Source organism: Pantoea sp. MBLJ3, from assembly GCF_000816655.1.
Classification (GTDB): domain Bacteria; phylum Pseudomonadota; class Gammaproteobacteria; order Enterobacterales; family Enterobacteriaceae; genus Pantoea; species Pantoea eucalypti.
In genome coordinates, this window is sequence record NZ_JSUT01000001.1 from 224,425 (window position 1) to 239,774 (window position 15,350).

The 15,350-nt window shown below is 55.9% G+C and carries 14 protein-coding genes; 9 read left to right on the plus strand and 5 right to left on the minus strand.

Annotated elements, in window-relative coordinates; translation table 11 throughout:
- Window positions 1-46: 46 nt before the first annotated feature.
- Entirely contained in the window at window positions 47-1,507 is a 1,461-nt protein-coding gene (gene viaA, locus NP77_RS00975) for an ATPase RavA stimulator ViaA (protein WP_039658683.1), read from the minus strand.
- A complete protein-coding gene (gene ravA, locus NP77_RS00980) occupies window positions 1,504-3,000 on the minus strand; it encodes an ATPase RavA (protein ID WP_033743354.1) in 1,497 nt (498 codons plus the stop codon). Before ravA ends, viaA begins: the two co-directional genes overlap by 4 nt.
- A gap of 291 nt (window positions 3,001-3,291) precedes the next feature.
- Between ravA and kup the strand changes: the two genes are divergently transcribed.
- Entirely contained in the window at window positions 3,292-5,160 is a 1,869-nt protein-coding gene (gene kup / locus NP77_RS00985) for a low affinity potassium transporter Kup (protein ID WP_003849489.1), read from the plus strand.
- Between the two features lie 15 nt (window positions 5,161-5,175).
- On the opposite strand, the gene qseC is transcribed toward kup, so the two are convergent.
- Together qseC and qseB are read right to left on the minus strand one after the other, a co-directional pair.
- Window positions 5,176-6,531 carry a quorum sensing histidine kinase QseC gene (gene qseC, locus NP77_RS00990; RefSeq protein ID WP_082040824.1) on the minus strand — a complete coding sequence of 452 codons (1,356 nt, stop codon included), beginning with the start codon at window positions 6,529-6,531 and terminating at the stop codon, window positions 5,176-5,178.
- Window positions 6,519-7,190, minus strand: coding sequence for a quorum sensing response regulator transcription factor QseB (gene qseB / locus NP77_RS00995; protein ID WP_003849485.1), 672 nt, complete (start codon window positions 7,188-7,190; stop codon window positions 6,519-6,521). Before qseB ends, qseC begins: the two co-directional genes overlap by 13 nt.
- 161 nt (window positions 7,191-7,351) lie before the next feature.
- Between qseB and NP77_RS01000 the strand changes: the two genes are divergently transcribed.
- The 7 genes from NP77_RS01000 (at window position 7,352) to rbsR (ending at window position 13,735) form a co-directional block, all read left to right on the plus strand.
- A complete protein-coding gene (locus tag NP77_RS01000) occupies window positions 7,352-7,759 on the plus strand; it encodes a YgiW/YdeI family stress tolerance OB fold protein (protein ID WP_003849484.1) in 408 nt (135 codons plus the stop codon).
- A 182-nt stretch (window positions 7,760-7,941) separates the two neighbouring features.
- A complete protein-coding gene (rbsD, locus tag NP77_RS01005; RefSeq protein WP_003849483.1) occupies window positions 7,942-8,361 on the plus strand; it encodes a D-ribose pyranase in 420 nt (139 codons plus the stop codon).
- A gap of 7 nt (window positions 8,362-8,368) precedes the next feature.
- Window positions 8,369-9,877 carry a ribose ABC transporter ATP-binding protein RbsA gene (rbsA, locus tag NP77_RS01010; RefSeq protein WP_039658687.1) on the plus strand — a complete coding sequence of 503 codons (1,509 nt, stop codon included), beginning with the start codon at window positions 8,369-8,371 and terminating at the stop codon, window positions 9,875-9,877.
- The gene (gene rbsC, locus NP77_RS01015; RefSeq protein WP_003849479.1) at window positions 9,874-10,845 is read left to right on the plus strand and encodes a ribose ABC transporter permease; all 972 of its coding nucleotides are present in this window, start codon (window positions 9,874-9,876) and stop codon (window positions 10,843-10,845) included. The genes rbsA and rbsC overlap by 4 nt, the downstream gene beginning before the upstream one ends.
- Before the next feature lie 25 nt (window positions 10,846-10,870).
- Window positions 10,871-11,746, plus strand: a complete 876-nt coding sequence (gene rbsB / locus NP77_RS01020; protein WP_003849477.1) for a ribose ABC transporter substrate-binding protein RbsB — start codon at window positions 10,871-10,873, stop codon at window positions 11,744-11,746.
- Window positions 11,747-11,808: 62 nt separating this feature from the next.
- On the plus strand, window positions 11,809-12,738 hold the full coding sequence (gene rbsK / locus NP77_RS01025; protein WP_039658689.1) for a ribokinase: 930 nt from the start codon (window positions 11,809-11,811) through the stop codon (window positions 12,736-12,738).
- A gap of 13 nt (window positions 12,739-12,751) precedes the next feature.
- On the plus strand, window positions 12,752-13,735 hold the full coding sequence (gene rbsR / locus NP77_RS01030) for a ribose operon transcriptional repressor RbsR (RefSeq protein ID WP_003849474.1): 984 nt from the start codon (window positions 12,752-12,754) through the stop codon (window positions 13,733-13,735).
- Here rbsR and mdtD read toward each other — a convergent pair.
- Complete coding sequence (gene mdtD / locus NP77_RS01035; RefSeq protein ID WP_003849472.1) at window positions 13,732-15,132, minus strand: multidrug transporter subunit MdtD; 1,401 nt, start codon at window positions 15,130-15,132, stop codon at window positions 13,732-13,734. The genes rbsR and mdtD overlap by 4 nt on opposite strands.
- A gap of 3 nt (window positions 15,133-15,135) precedes the next feature.
- Here mdtD and NP77_RS23760 point away from each other — a divergent pair.
- The coding region (locus NP77_RS23760; protein ID WP_231572311.1) for a hypothetical protein at window positions 15,136-15,350 on the plus strand (215 nt) is incomplete at its 3' end.

The following is a 15,350-nucleotide window of genomic DNA, read 5'->3' on the forward strand; positions in this document are numbered from 1 at the left end:
TGAAACGGTAATTTACTATAGCAAAGAAGCTTTTCTGTCAGATGACTTAACGGCGCCAGTGGCGTAGCAGGCGGCTTTTCATGCCGGTATCGAAGCGCCAGATATGGTCAAAGATGCGCAGAATACCTGGTTTCCCGTGGGTCGACATCGCCACGGCATGAAAACGTTGCTGATTGTGTCGCTGACGCTTTTTAATCGCCCCGATCACCTCTTCCGGCAGACGCTGGGCAATAAAATCGGAGACGATCACCGCATCGGCTTCCTGCCACAGTGCGCCTTCCATTCGGGTGACAACAGAGGATAGACAGGCAGCCAGATCGGTGCCGCCGCGAAAACGTTGACTGAGAAAACGAATCGCCTGTTCCAGCCCGTCATCACCGGTCAGCTCATAGCCAATCACCTCATGGGCAAAGAGCATGATGTAGCAGCGACGACGGTCGGCCAGCGCGACCTTCAGTAGCGCCAGACAAAACGCTTTGGCACAGCGCTCATTGAAGCCACCCATCGAACCGGAGGTATCAACGCAGACGATAAATGGCCCGCGTGGCTGCTCTTCATGTTGCTGGTGGCTGGCCGGACGCATCGTCACCTTTTCATGCCAGGCATCGCCCTGCAGCTTGTAGGTCAGTAGCCGTTTCTCGACCAGCCGCCGGTAAAATTCCAGCTCCAGTTCGCTGATGCTCAGCGCGGCTAACTCCGGCGGCAGCAGACGCAGCACGTCATCGCTCTGATGAATGCCGCTGACCTCTTCCGGCACGGACGCAGGCTCCTGCACCAGATGGTGAAAAGCTTCCATTGGCGCATCCTGCGACGGCACCGATTTTGCCTCGCGGCTGCGACCCAGCTGCTGGGCCAGTTTCAGCAGCTCCGGCTGCTGAGCCAGAAAGTCACCATATTGCAGCATCAACTGATAGTCGCCAGGCTGCAGTGACGCTTTACTCATGTCCCACAACCGACCCGCGGCAGCTTCATCATCGTCGCCCAGAATCGGTGCCAGCTGGCCGCTCAGTGCCATGCGCTGCTGCAGTTCCGCCAGCAGACGTTCGCGCTGCTGTTCCAGCAACTGCTGATTCAGCGTCAGCGTCTGTAAGGTCAGGCTCAGCCGCCAGCGCTGCAGAAAAAGTTGGTGCTGCGCGCTGCTGAGATGAGCGATATCGGTATGTTGCAGCAGCCGGTTAGCTTCATCCAGAAAGGGGGACGGCAGGCTTTCAAGTGCCTGAAGTGTGGCATTCAGCTGGTGGCTGAAGTCACGATCGCTGAGAAGTTGTACCCGCTGGAACAGCTGAAACTCTTCGGCCAGCGTGGCCGGAACCGGTGTGGCTTTGAGATCGGCTGTGATTTCGGCTCGCCAGCGCGGTACATCGCGCAGCAGCGCTTTCTTCAGCCTGGGAAACTTTTCAAAAAACAGCGCAAGCTGGGGCGACGCCAGCAGAGCAATGATCAGCTCTTCAATCAGTTCGGTTTCCCCCACTGAGAGCAGTGTGCTGAGCGTCTCCACTGAGATCATTTACGCGCCTGTTTCAGCTGTTCCGCCACATCCTGCAGACTGGTTTCAACCCGCGCCAGCCAGTCATCACTGATAAACAGGCAGCGCTGATGCTGACTGAACTGATGTCGCTGCGACCGCAGTTCACTCTCCAGTGCATCCAGCGCGTCGGTGATTTCACCGGGCAGCGGCTCGCTGCTGCTGACGCCTGGCAGTGTCAGGCGCGACGATTGCAGGCTGACATCACGGATAGCCAGACAATGCTGTGCATCCACGTGTAAATCCAGGCTCTGCGCAAAGCCAATCCCATTGAGCCTGCCGCGAACCTCGCCGCCTTTTTGCAGCCACTGATTCAGGGCATCACGCGCGATCACCAGATGACTTACCTGCATGTCATGCAGCATCAGCGGTTTTTGCAGCATCAGCGTCAGTTGCTCATCGGTAAAGCTTTCTGGCAGATCGTAATGGGGTTTGCGGCTGAACATGCCGCTGTGTTTTTCCAGGGTGATTGCCTGCGCGATGCTCTGCTGTTGCTGGAGGGCCATGCGGCGAGCTTTGATCTGCTGCAGTTTCATCAGCATCGGTTGCTGCTGCCAGGCGTGCTGCGTCATTAACAGGTCGATTTCGCGCTCCAGCAGTTGCATGGACGCCACGTCATGCCAGAGACAATCTTTCAGCAGGATCAGGTCTATCGGTGCAATGGTGTTGCGACCGCTATAGAAGGCGCTGGCCTGCAACAGATGAATCGCTTTTTTCCAGCGACGATCGGAAATGTAAGGCGCGGCGGGCTGGCTCTCCAGCTGCTGACGCAGCTGATAAATCAGCTCAAACACCGCATCGGGCAGACTGACCTGGCTGATGCCGAGCTGCCACTGTGCATACTCTTCATCACTGATGCGCAGGGACTCCGCGACCGGATTGGTGTGCTCATCCTGCTGGTGCGTCAGCATGCTGCGGAAGTTCTGTTTCTCATGCACATTATCCAGCCACAGGCGGATCAGCATCCGATCATAGAGCGCTTCAAGACCGCTATCCGCTTCCGGCAGTTCATTGGAGGCGGTGACCAGCAGCCGCATCGGGATGGTCTCTTCGCTGTCGCCATTGCGGAAGCGGCGCTCATTAATAGCTGTCAGCAGCGTATTGAGAATCGCCGGCCCCGCTTTCCAGATCTCATCCAGAAAAACAATCTCGGCGTCGGGCAGATACCCTTTGGTCAGACGCTGATAGCGCCCTTCATCTTTCAGCGCCTGAATGGAGAGCGGACCAAACACCTCTTCCGGTGTGGAGAAACGGGTCATCAGATATTCAAAAGCGCGGGCGTGCTGAAAGGCATATTTGAGGCGACGGGCAATCAGGCTCTTGGCGATGCCTGGCGGTCCCAGCAGGAACACACTTTCACCACTCAGCGCCGCGAGCAGGCAAAGGCGTATGGCATGATGCCGCTCATACAATCCTTTTTCTAACGCATTGCTGAGGCGAGAAATTCTTTCTGCCAAAAGATGGGGTTGAGCCATAATCACTTCACTGTCCTTACGATCGTCGGGCCGCCGCGCTTAAGCAAGCGCTTTACTCTATAGATCATCATGCGTGAAAGCGTTGATAGCTGTCAGCTTTTTTGTTTCAGAAGGTTTGCCTGGATTAAAAGCAACGCTAATTAACGCTTTATCGCCAGAAGTGACCCCGTTACCCTGCCAGCGAGGCGAAGCGGGTATAGGAATTTTCGCTAAACCGTGCATACTGTGCGCTTTTTGATGGCCTGAGCGAGGGGTTTTCGCGCCTCTTAGACTCCAACAAAAGATAACTCTATGAGCTCGGATAATAAGCAGTCACTTCGCGGATTAACGCTGGCCGCCATTGGTGTTGTTTACGGGGATATCGGCACCAGTCCGCTGTATACCTTGCGTGAATGTCTCTCCGGACAGTTTGGCTTCGGCGTTGAGCGGGAAGCGGTGTTTGGCTTTCTGTCGCTGATTTTCTGGCTTCTGGTGCTGGTGGTCTCACTGAAATACATCAGCTATGTGATGCGTGCCGACAACGCCGGTGAAGGCGGGATACTGACACTGATGTCGCTGGCTGGACGCCATACCGGTGCGCGGGCCACGGCAGTACTGGTGATCATGGGCCTGATTGGAGGCAGCTTCTTCTATGGGGAAGTGGTGATCACGCCAGCCATTTCGGTGATGTCCGCTATTGAAGGCCTGGAGATTGCCGCGCCGTCGCTGGATCCCTTTATCGTGCCGATGTCGATTGCGGTGCTGACGCTGCTGTTTGCGATTCAGAAACATGGCACCGGCATGGTGGGCAAACTCTTCGCGCCGGTGATGCTGGTCTGGTTCCTTGTGCTGGCGATCCTTGGGGTCAGCGGCATCATGAAAAATCCGGAAGTGCTGCATGCGCTGAATCCCGCTTATGCGGTCGAATTCTTCGTGCACTATAAATCTGTCTCATTCTTCGCGCTTGGCGCGGTGGTGCTGGCGATTACCGGGGTTGAAGCGCTCTATGCCGATATGGGGCACTTCGGTAAAGTGCCGATTCGACTGGCCTGGTTCTCGGTGGTACTGCCGTCGCTGGCACTGAACTATTTTGGTCAGGGTGCGCTGTTACTCAGCGACCCTAAAGCGATTAAAAACCCCTTCTTCCTGCTGGCGCCGGAATGGGCGCTGATCCCAATGCTGATTCTGGCGACCCTGGCCACCGTTATCGCCTCGCAGGCGGTGATCTCTGGTGTCTTCTCGCTGACGCGTCAGGCGGTGCGACTGGGCTATCTGCCAGGTATGCGCATCATCCACACCTCTGAGCGTGAATCGGGTCAGATTTATATTCCGGTAATCAACTGGGTGCTCTATTTCGCGGTGCTGATTGTGATTATCAGCTTTGAGCATTCAAGTAATCTGGCTGCCGCCTACGGTATTGCGGTGACTGGCACCATGGTGCTGACGGCGATGCTCTCCTGCACCGTGGCGGTTAAAAACTGGCACTGGAACAAGCTGGCGGTTGCCGTCATCCTGGTATTGATGCTCTGCATTGACGTGCCGCTGTTTACCGCCAACCTGGTGAAAATCTTCTCCGGTGGCTGGTTGCCGCTCTGTCTCGGCCTGGTGATGTTTATCATTATGACGACGTGGAAAAGCGAGCGTTTCCGCCTGCTGCGCCGTATGCACGAACATGGCAACTCCCTGGAGGCAATGATCGCGTCACTGGAGAAATCGCCGCCGGTTCGCGTACCGGGCACGGCGGTCTATATGTCACGTGCACTGAATGTGATTCCATTTGCCATGCTGCATAACCTCAAGCATAACAAAGTGTTGCATGAGCGGGTGGTGCTGCTGACGTTGCGAACTGAAGATGCGCCTTACGTGCACAACGTGCGTCGCGTCACTATTGAGCAGCTGTCGCCGACTTTCTGGCGCGTGGTGGCGAGCTACGGCTGGCGCGAAACGCCAAACGTCGAGGAGATTTTCCACCGCTGCGGTCTGGAAGGTCTTAACTGCCGCATGATGGAGACGTCGTTCTTCATGTCACATGAATCGCTGATTATCGGCAAACGTCCGTGGTATCTGCGCCTGCGCGGCAAACTCTTCCTGGCGCTGCAGCGCAATGCGCTCCGTGCGCCAGACCAGTTTGAGATCCCCCCAAACCGGGTGATCGAGCTGGGCACTCAGGTCGAGATTTGATCTGCAGCGTCCGCCTTACGGGGCGGGCGCTGACCAGCGCAGCGTGACGCATAATCCGCCGCCGGATCGCTGGCTGAAGGTGACCTGCATTCCGTGCAACTGGGCAATGTTGCGGACTATCGACAATCCCAGCCCGCTACCACTCTTCTCCTGGCCCGGCGGTCGCCAGAAACGTTCTCCGAGCCGTTGCAGATCCGCTGCACTCAGACCCTCGCCATTATCCTCCACCGACAGGCTGTTTGCCTGCAACCGCACATCAACTTCACTGCCTGCTGGCGTGTAGCGAATGGCGTTATCCAGCAGATTCCGCACCAGCAGTGACAGTAACAGCGGATGCCCCTGAATCAGCGGATCGGCCTCTGCGAGAAGGCGCAGCGTCACACCGTTTTTGTCCGCCAGAGGCAGCTGTGCGGCGAGCGTCTCCTGCACCGTGCGTTTCAGCGACACAGGTTCGAAGGCGCTGCGCACATCATCGGCTTCAACCCGCGAGAGCGTCAGCAACTGATCCACCAGCCGCGTTGCGCGGACAATCCCGGCATCCAGCTGCTGCAGCGCATGGGTTCGCATGACTTCGTCATCCGCTGTCAGCTGTATCACTTCGCTTTGCACCTGCAGCGCGGCCAGCGGACTGCGCAGTTCATGCGCGGCATCGGAGGTAAAGCGTCGTTCACGCTGCATCATGGCGCTAATGCGGCTGAACAGACCATTGAGCGCGACCATCAGCGGTTGCACCTCTTTTGGCACGCGGTCTGCCTCTAGCGGCGTATCATCATCGGCCGAACGCTGCGCCAGTTGTTTTGCCAGCGTCTTCAGCGGCCGCAGTTCAGACCAGACCAGACCGATAAGCAGAAGCAACATTAAAGGCAGCGCGATTAGCCAGGGCAACATGCTGGCCTTCATCAGATCCCGCGTCATGTCATCGCGGTATTCCGACTCCTGTCCCACCACCACCCGGAACTGCTTATCGGGCGTGGTCAGCCAGACAAATCGCCAGCTATCGTCGTCATTGGTGAGCTGCCCTTCATGAAATCCCTGATGCTCCGCCTCAAACGGCAGATAGCGGCCGTTGTCGCCATCATTCATCACCTGCCTGCCGTCACGCGTGAAGACAGCAAAGGCCAGTGCATCATCATCCTGTTCGCCGCGATGGTGGCGCAGCATCTCTTTGGTTCTGGGCAGTGTGGTATTGTCCAGCGAGGAGAAATCCAGCGTCAGCAGACGCTTAGCCAGCAGCATCTGCTGGGTATCAAAGAGCTCATCCAGGGTTTCACGCGTCTGATGCCAGGCACTCAGGCTGGCACTGGCCCAGCAGAGGCCGAGCAGCAGCACAAAACCGATGCCCAGCCGCAGAAACAGACTCATTGATCGCATTCGGCGGCCCCCAGCGTATAACCGACGCCATGCAGCGTGCGGATAAATGTGCTGCCCAGCTTTTTACGCAGATGATGGATATGCACTTCCACCGCATTGCTGGAGACGTCGGCGTCCCAGCTGTAGAGCTTCTCTTCCAGCTGGCTACGCGTCAGCACCCGGCCTGGATTGCGCATAAAGAGTTCCAGCAGCGCCAGTTCACGACTTTTCAACGCAATCGTCTCACCCTCGCGCATCACACTGTGGCTGCCGGGGATCAGCACCACGTTACCGTGACGGAGTTCGGGCTGCAGCTGGCCGTGACGGCGGCGGATCAGCGCCTGTAAGCGAGCGGCCACTTCGGTTAAGGCAAAAGGCTTGCATAGATAGTCATCAGCGCCCAGCTGCAGGCCTTTGACCCGCTGATCGAGCGCATCGCGGGCGGTCAGTATCAGTACCGGCACATCGTTGCCCTGCTGTCGCCACTCCCGCAGGATATCGAGTCCATCCCGCTCGGGCAGTGAAAGATCCAGAATCACCGCATCCCAGGGTGCGGCCTCCAGCGCGTTAAAGCCGGACTCACCAGACATAAACCAGTCAACGCTAAAGCCCAGCTTACTTAGCCCCGCTTTGATACCGTCGCCAATTAAGCGATCGTCTTCAATCAGTAAAATACGCATCACGTCTCCCTGTTCCGATAGCGCTTTATACGAAGCAACTTCCCTGGTGTACAGCTGATTTCGGCGAAAATCGCTTATTTTTAACGCTTAAGAAGCTGTTAAGAACTCTGTGGTCAACTGGGCGTATTCAAACCGAAAACACCACTGAAAAGAGGTACACCATGAAAAAGCATGCTGCAATTCTGGCCGTCGTTATGCTGGCTTCCGCCCCGGTTTTCGCTGCGCAGCAGGGCGGATTTGTTGATCCCAGCGCGCCAGCCACACAGACACAGTCAGCAGCCGGACAGGGTGGCTTTAGTGCAGACCACACCAGTGTGGTGACCGTGAAGCAGGCTGAAGAGATGAAAGATGACAGCTGGATCACCGTGCGCGGCAAGCTGGAGAAACAGACCGGCAAAGAAGATTATCTGTTCCGCGACCAGACCGGCACCATGAAAGTCGAAATCGACCACAAGCACTGGAACGGCCAGACAATCACGCCCAAAGATAACGTAGAGCTCACGGGCGAACTGGATAAAGATTTCAACAGCATTGAGATGGACGTTAAGCAGGTTAAAAAGCTGCCTTAATCTTTTGCTTCAGGGTCGCATTTGCGGCCCTTTTTTCTGCCCGTTCCCCGCCTTAATGCAAATTTCCCCTCGCGTGAGCGAAACGTTTCGATGGCGATCACAGATTTCTTCTTTGCCCGTTGAGTTGATGGCGCCTTTTCATACACTCCCATCAGCGAAACGTTTCGCTGTGGAGTGAAAAGATGAAAAAAGGTCGCTTGTTAAACGCTGAACTCTCTCATGTGATTGCCCGCCTGGGACACACGGATACGCTGACGATTGCCGATGCAGGCTTGCCGATTCCGGCAGGACCGCAGCGTATCGACTTAGCGCTCACGCCGGGTACGCCCGATTTTATGCAGGTGGTGAATGCTGTCGCACTGGAGATGCAGGTAGAGAGCGCCCTGATCGCGGAAGAGATTAAGCAGCATAATCCGCAACTTCATAGTGCGCTTGTCGCTGTGCTCGAAGCCTTGCAACAGCACCAGGGGAATATCATCACCATCAGCTACACCAGTCATGAACAATTCAAACAACAAACGCAGCGTAGTCAGGCGGTCATTCGCAGCGGAGAGTGTTCTCCGTTTGCGAATGTCATCCTCAGCGCCGGTGTGACCTTCTGAGGCCGCTATGCAACCTTTACTGCAACTCGAGGGCATTGAAAAATCCTTTCCGGGTGTGAAAGCCCTCAAGGGTGCATCGCTGAATGTTCGGGCAGGACGCGTGATGGCGCTGGTGGGCGAGAATGGCGCAGGCAAGTCCACCATGATGAAAGTGCTGACCGGGATCTATCAATATGATGCCGGTACGCTGCGCTGGCTCGGCAAAGAGACCCGTTTCAGTGGACCGAAAGCGTCTCAGGAAGCGGGCATTGGCATCATCCATCAGGAACTGAACCTGATCCCTCAGTTAACCGTGGCGGAGAATATCTTTCTCGGTCGCGAATATGTAGGTCGTTTTGGCCGTATTCAGTGGCCGCGTATGTATGCCGAAGCGGATGCGCTGCTTAAACGTCTTAATCTGCGCTTCAACAGCCACAAGCTGGTCGGGGATCTGTCGATTGGCGATCAGCAAATGGTCGAAATCGCCAAAGTCCTGAGCTTCGAATCACAGGTCATCATTATGGATGAACCAACCGATGCGCTGACCGATACCGAGACGCTGTCTCTATTCCGCGTGATCAACGAACTGAAAGCGCAGGGCTGCGGCATCGTCTATATCTCGCATCGCATGAAAGAGATCTTTGAGATCTGCGATGACGTCACGGTGTTCCGCGACGGCCAGTTTATTGCTGAACGTCCGGTCAGCGAGCTGACCGAAGAGAGCCTCATCGAGATGATGGTCGGACGTAAGCTGGAAGATCAATATCCTCATATCGATCAGGCGCCAGGCGATGTGCGACTGAAAGTGGAGAACGTGAGCGGACCAGGTGTAGAGAACGTCAGCTTCAGCCTGCGCAAAGGTGAAATCCTCGGCGTTTCTGGCCTGATGGGTGCGGGGCGTACCGAACTGATGAAGGTGCTGTACGGCGCATTGCCGCGTCGCGAAGGCAATCTGTGGCTCAATGGCCGGGAAGTCGTGACGCGTTCTCCGCAGGATGGACTGGCGAATGGCATCGTCTATATCTCCGAAGATCGTAAGCGTGATGGCCTGGTGTTGGGCATGTCAGTAAAAGAGAACATGTCTCTGACGGCCTTGCGCTATTTCAGTCACGGCAGCGGCACGCTGAAACATGCAGCAGAGCAGCTGGCGGTGGGCGATTTTATCCGTCTGTTCAATGTTAAAACGCCGTCTATGGAGCAGCCGATTGGCCTGCTTTCGGGCGGCAACCAGCAGAAAGTGGCGATTGCCCGCGGTCTGATGACCCGGCCCAACGTGCTGATTCTGGATGAACCGACACGCGGTGTGGATGTCGGTGCGAAGAAAGAGATCTACCAACTGATTAACCAGTTTAAAGCCGAAGGGCTGAGCATCATCCTGGTCTCCTCGGAAATGCCGGAAGTGCTGGGCATGAGCGATCGGATTCTGGTGATGCATGAAGGCCGTATCAGCGGCGAATTTACCCGAGAAGAGGCCACTCAGGAAAGCCTGATGGCAGCCGCCGTAGGCAAGCAACACAGCGAGGATTTAGTGGTATGACGACCCAAACTTTACCGGCCAGCCGTCGCTGGTTTAGCAAAAGCTGGCTGCTGGAACAGAAGTCACTGATTGCGCTGATGGTGCTGATCGCCGTGGTGGCCAGCCAGAGTCCGAACTTCTTTACCGTGGCGAACCTGTTCAACATTCTGCAGCAGACCTCGGTTAACGCCATTATGGCCGTCGGGATGACGCTGGTGATCCTGACCTCAGGCATTGACCTCTCTGTGGGTTCTTTGCTGGCCCTGACGGGCGCAGTGGGTGCATCGCTGGTGGGCATGGAAGTCAATGCGCTGGTCGCGGTGGCGGCTTCGCTGGCACTGGGCGCGGCAATCGGTGGCCTGACCGGCACCATTGTGGCACGCGGCAAGGTACAGGCCTTTATCGCCACGCTGGTCATGATGTTATTGCTGCGCGGTGTGACCATGGTCTACACCGACGGCAGCCCGATTAACACCGGCTTCAGTGCCAATGCCGATCTGCTGGGCTGGTTTGGTATTGGTCGCCCACTGGGTATTCCTGCGCCGGTCTGGCTGATGGCGCTGGTCTTTATTGCCGCATGGTACATGCTGCAACACACCCGCCTGGGCCGCTATATCTATGCACTGGGTGGTAATGAAGCGGCAACGCGTCTCTCTGGCATCAATGTGAATCGCGTCAAAATTATCGTCTATTCACTGAGTGGCATGCTGGCTGCGCTGGCGGGCACCATTGAAGTGGCGCGTCTCTCTTCGGCACAGCCGACAGCGGGCACCGGCTATGAACTGGATGCAATTGCTGCGGTCGTGCTGGGTGGAACCAGCCTGGCCGGCGGTAAAGGCCGTATTTTCGGCACCCTGATTGGCGCGCTGATCCTTGGCTTCCTGAACAATGGCCTGAACCTGATGGGCGTCTCTTCCTACTACCAGATGATCGTTAAAGCGGTAGTCATCCTGCTGGCGGTGCTGGTGGATAATAAAAGCAGTAAATAACTCTGACCTTACACAGGATAACAAGATGAAAAAGTTAACCGCACTGGCCATGATTCTCGGCGCCACGCTCAGTACCAGCGCCATGGCAAAAGATACCATCGCGCTGGTGGTCTCAACCCTGAACAACCCGTTCTTTGTTTCGCTGAAAGAGGGTGCACAGAAAGAAGCCGATAAACTGGGCTACAACCTGGTGGTGCTGGATTCACAGAATAACCCGGCGAAAGAGCTGGCGAATGTGCAGGATCTGACCGTTCGCGGCACGAAGCTGCTGCTGATCAACCCGACCGACTCTGATGCCGTGGGTAACGCCGTGAAGATGGCTAACCAGGCGAAGATTCCGGTTATCACCCTGGATCGTGTTGCAGCTCAGGGCACCGTTGTCAGCCATGTCGCTTCTGACAACCGCTTCGGCGGCAAAATGGCCGGTGACTTCATCGCCAAAAAAGTGGGCGAAAACGCCAAAATTATCGAACTGCAGGGCATTGCCGGCACATCTGCTGCCCGTGAACGTGGCGAAGGCTTCAAACAGGCCGCTGATGCGCATAAATTCCAGATCCTCGCCAGCCAGCCTGCTGACTTTGACCGTACTAAAGGTCTGAACGTGATGCAGAACCTGCTGCAGGCACACCCGGATGTTCAGGCGGTATTCGCGCAGAACGACGAAATGGCACTGGGTGCACTGCGTGCACTGCAGACCGCCGGAAAAACGGGTGTGATCGTGGTGGGTTTTGACGGCACGGCTGATGGCGTTAAAGCCGTAGAAGCTGGCAAACTGTCTGCGACTGTGGCACAGATGCCAGAAAAAATTGGCATGATCGGCGTGGATACCGCTGATAAAGTGCTGAAGGGTGAAAAAGTGCAGGCGGTCAATCCGGTCGACCTGAAGCTGGTCACTCAATAACTCAAAGAAATGCAGGGCACCGCGCCACCCTCCCGGTGGCGCACTTATTCCGGACTCCCCTAATGAGCAAAAACGCAAAACTGGCCGTTCTTGGCAGCATCAACGCTGACCACATCCTTAATCTGGCGCACTTTCCTCGTCCCGGTGAAACGGTGATCGGGCAGAATTATCAGATTGCGTTTGGCGGTAAAGGTGCAAATCAGGCGGTAGCCGCTGGTCGTGCCGGTGCCGATATCGCATTTATCGCCTGTGTGGGCGCTGACGACATGGGTAAACGTATTCGTGATCAGCTTACGCAGGACAATATTGATACCACGCCAGTCGAGGTGGTCGAGGGCGAGTCGACCGGTGTGGCAATGATTTTCGTCAACGGTGACGGTGAGAACAACATTGGCATTTACTCTGGTGCAAATGCGGCGTTAACACCCGATTGTGTGGCGCGTCATCAGCAGGTTATCGCCGATGCTGATGCACTATTAATGCAGCTGGAATCACCACTGGAAAGCGTACTGGCCGCTGCGACGCTTGCCCGGCAGCATCATACGCAGGTTATCCTCAATCCGGCTCCCGCTACCTCTCTTTCAGATGAACTGCTGGCATTAGTCGATATTATTACGCCGAATGAGACCGAAGCCGAGAGCCTGACCGGCATTGCAGTCAACAGCGATGAAGATGCGGCACGCGCTGCGGAAGTGCTGCATGCCAAAGGCATCGGCACGGTACTGATTACGCTTGGTCGCCGCGGCGTCTGGCTGAGCGAGCGGGGAGAAGGTCAGCGTATTGCAGGCTTCAGTGTTAAAGCTATCGACACCATCGCGGCGGGTGACACCTTTAACGGTGCCTTTATTACCGCGCGACTGGAGCAGAAGCCAATGTACGACGCGGTGCGATTTGCCCATGCCGCCGCCGCTATTGCCGTTACTCGACCGGGTGCACAGCCCTCCGTGCCGTGGCGCACGGAGATCGATGATTTTTTGCAGCAGCAGGGCTAAGCATTTGAGCACCATGAAAGATGTTGCTCGCCTGGCGGGCGTCTCTACCTCAACTGTCTCGCACGTGATCAATAACAATCGCTTTGTCAGTGATGGCGTGCGCGAAAAAGTTGAGCAGGCGATACGTCATCTCAACTATGCCCCTTCTGCGCTGGCACGCAGTCTGAAAATTAATCAGACCCACACCATCGGTATGCTGCTGACCACCAGTAGTAACCCCTTTTATGCCGAAGTGGTGCGCGGTGTGGAGGAGAGCTGCTATCAGCGTGGCTATAGCCTGATTCTCTGTAACACGGCGGGTGACGAGGAGCGAATGAATCGCAGCCTGGAAACGTTGATGCAGAAGCGTGTCGATGGTTTGCTGATGATGTGCACTGAAAGTCACCTGCCTTCGGCAGATATTCTGAACCGTTATCCTTCTATACCTACGGTGATGATGGACTGGGCACCCTTTGAAGGCCGCGGTGACATTATTCAGGATAACGCGCTGCTGGGCGGCGAACTGGCTACTCAGCATCTCATCGACTGCGGTTATACCCGTATAGCCTGTATCGCCGGTCCACAGGATAAAACCCCTGCGCGTATGCGCCTGGAAGGTTATCGCAACGCCATGACAAAGAGTGGCCTGGAGATTCTGCCCGGCTATGTGGTGAATGGTGATTTTGAATTTCAGGGGGGCTACAACGGGATGGTCGAACTGCTGGCGCTGGAAACGCCGCCAGAAGCCGTCTTTACCAGCAACGATGCAATGGCGGTTGGCGTTTATCACGCGCTCTATCAGGCCGGGATGCGGATTCCGCAGCAGATGGCGGTGATGGGATATGACGATATTGAACTGGCGCGTTATCTCACTCCACCACTGAGTACCATCCATCAGCCGAAAGATGCGCTGGGTGAACTGGCGATAGACACCTTAATTCATCGTCTCAGCGATCCCGACGCCAGTCAGCAAACGCTGGTGCTGACGCCGGAACTGGTGGTGCGGGGGTCGGTTTAGCGCTTTTTCTTCTTGTCACGATTGCTGATCAGATTACGTCCATCCCCGTTTTTCAGCAGCATAAAGGTCAGCGCCGAAAGTACGGTAACGATACCCATAGTCAGAAACGTGGCATGGAACTGTGAAATGGTGCTGGTTTCAAACTCCTGATAAAAGCGCAGCACCGCAGCGCTGACGGCCACACCAAAACTGATCGCTAATTGCTGCGTTACTGCCAGCACGCTATTTCCGCCGCTGGCGTTATCATCATTCAGGTCGGCCAGCGTAATGGTGTTCATGGCGGTGAATTGCGTAGACATCGCCATGCCGAGAATAAACAGTGGAAGCAATAGTACGAAGATACTTTCAGCGGGTGACTGCAGGGAGAAGCTGGCGATCAGGATGCCAATAATGGCGGTAATGCCGACCAGCAGACGGCGGTAGCCCAGCCAGCGCAGGAGTTGTGTCACGGTCGACTTCGCCAGAATCGAACCCAGGGCGGTTGGCGCCATCATGCAGCCTGCAATAATCGCGGAAAAGCCAAATCCAACCTGTAACATAAGCGGCATCAGAAAGGGCACACAGCCGGTGCCGAGACGAGAGGCAATGTTGCCGACGATGCCGACTGAGAAGGTCCGGGTTTTAAACATCGGCAGGTTGATCAGCGGTGAAGGGTGATTTCGGGCATGCACTATATAGAGGAGTAAAAGCACGATCCCGCTGAGTAATATCCCGCCGGCCAGCCAGGCAGAAACAATCCGCTCACCGAACAGCTCAATCCCAATCGAGATCATCACGAGTCCAGCCCCGAATAATATGAAGCCGAAAAAGTCGAAGCGGCGCTTAGGTGTGGTGAAGTCCGGCATATATTTGCGTGCGTAGATAATGCCGAGAATGCCAATCGGGATATTAATCAGGAAGATCCAGTGCCAGGTGGCGTAAGTGACGAGTACGCCACCCAGCATCGGGCCCAGTATCGGCCCGACTAAACCTGGCATGGTCACAAAGTTGAGTACCGGCAGCAGTTCACTGCGTGGATAGGCACGTAACAGTGCCAGTCGCGCGACCGGCATCATCATTGCGCCACCGACGCCCTGTACGATGCGCGACATGACCAGCACCGAAAGCGTCGGTGAGAGTGCACAAGCCAGTGAGCCAAGGGTGAACAGCGATACCGCCACAATAAACACTTTGCGCGTGCCGAAGCGATCGGCGAGCCAGCCGCTGACCGGAATCAGCATAGCGACAGTCAGGGTGTAACTGATGACGGCGGATTGCATGGCAAGGGGAGAACGGTCGAGGCTGGTGGCGATAGCGGGCAGGGCAGTGTTCAGTATGGTGGCGTCGAGTGACTGCATGAAAAAGGCCATAGCAGCTATCCATGGCAAACCAGCCATGCTGCGCGCGGATTTTATCATTGAGTGTCCTTCCTGGGGTTATCCTGCGAGAAGAAGCAAAATAATAGCACCCGCAATCGGCAACGGCAGGTCTCTTTACAACGTTTCGTTGCCACTTTTGTGCGTTATTCGGCCATGAAACGTCTCTTTTTAAGCCGTTCGTTTAAAAAAGAGGCGCTCAGTAAATTAATTCGAAGAAACACTTGTCAGCCTGAGGAAACTCCCTATAATGCGCCTCC

Coding starts and splice junctions, on each gene's coding strand:
- viaA (WP_039658683.1), bottom strand. CDS start 1,507: ATGATCTCAGTGGAGACGCTCAGCACACTGCTCTCAGTGGGGGAAACC.
- ravA (WP_033743354.1), bottom strand. CDS start 3,000: ATGGCTCAACCCCATCTTTTGGCAGAAAGAATTTCTCGCCTCAGCAAT.
- kup (WP_003849489.1), top strand. CDS start 3,292: ATGAGCTCGGATAATAAGCAGTCACTTCGCGGATTAACGCTGGCCGCC.
- qseC (WP_082040824.1), bottom strand. CDS start 6,531: ATGCGATCAATGAGTCTGTTTCTGCGGCTGGGCATCGGTTTTGTGCTG.
- qseB (WP_003849485.1), bottom strand. CDS start 7,190: ATGCGTATTTTACTGATTGAAGACGATCGCTTAATTGGCGACGGTATC.
- NP77_RS01000 (WP_003849484.1), top strand. CDS start 7,352: ATGAAAAAGCATGCTGCAATTCTGGCCGTCGTTATGCTGGCTTCCGCC.
- rbsD (WP_003849483.1), top strand. CDS start 7,942: ATGAAAAAAGGTCGCTTGTTAAACGCTGAACTCTCTCATGTGATTGCC.
- rbsA (WP_039658687.1), top strand. CDS start 8,369: ATGCAACCTTTACTGCAACTCGAGGGCATTGAAAAATCCTTTCCGGGT.
- rbsC (WP_003849479.1), top strand. CDS start 9,874: ATGACGACCCAAACTTTACCGGCCAGCCGTCGCTGGTTTAGCAAAAGC.
- rbsB (WP_003849477.1), top strand. CDS start 10,871: ATGAAAAAGTTAACCGCACTGGCCATGATTCTCGGCGCCACGCTCAGT.
- rbsK (WP_039658689.1), top strand. CDS start 11,809: ATGAGCAAAAACGCAAAACTGGCCGTTCTTGGCAGCATCAACGCTGAC.
- rbsR (WP_003849474.1), top strand. CDS start 12,752: ATGAAAGATGTTGCTCGCCTGGCGGGCGTCTCTACCTCAACTGTCTCG.
- mdtD (WP_003849472.1), bottom strand. CDS start 15,132: ATGATAAAATCCGCGCGCAGCATGGCTGGTTTGCCATGGATAGCTGCT.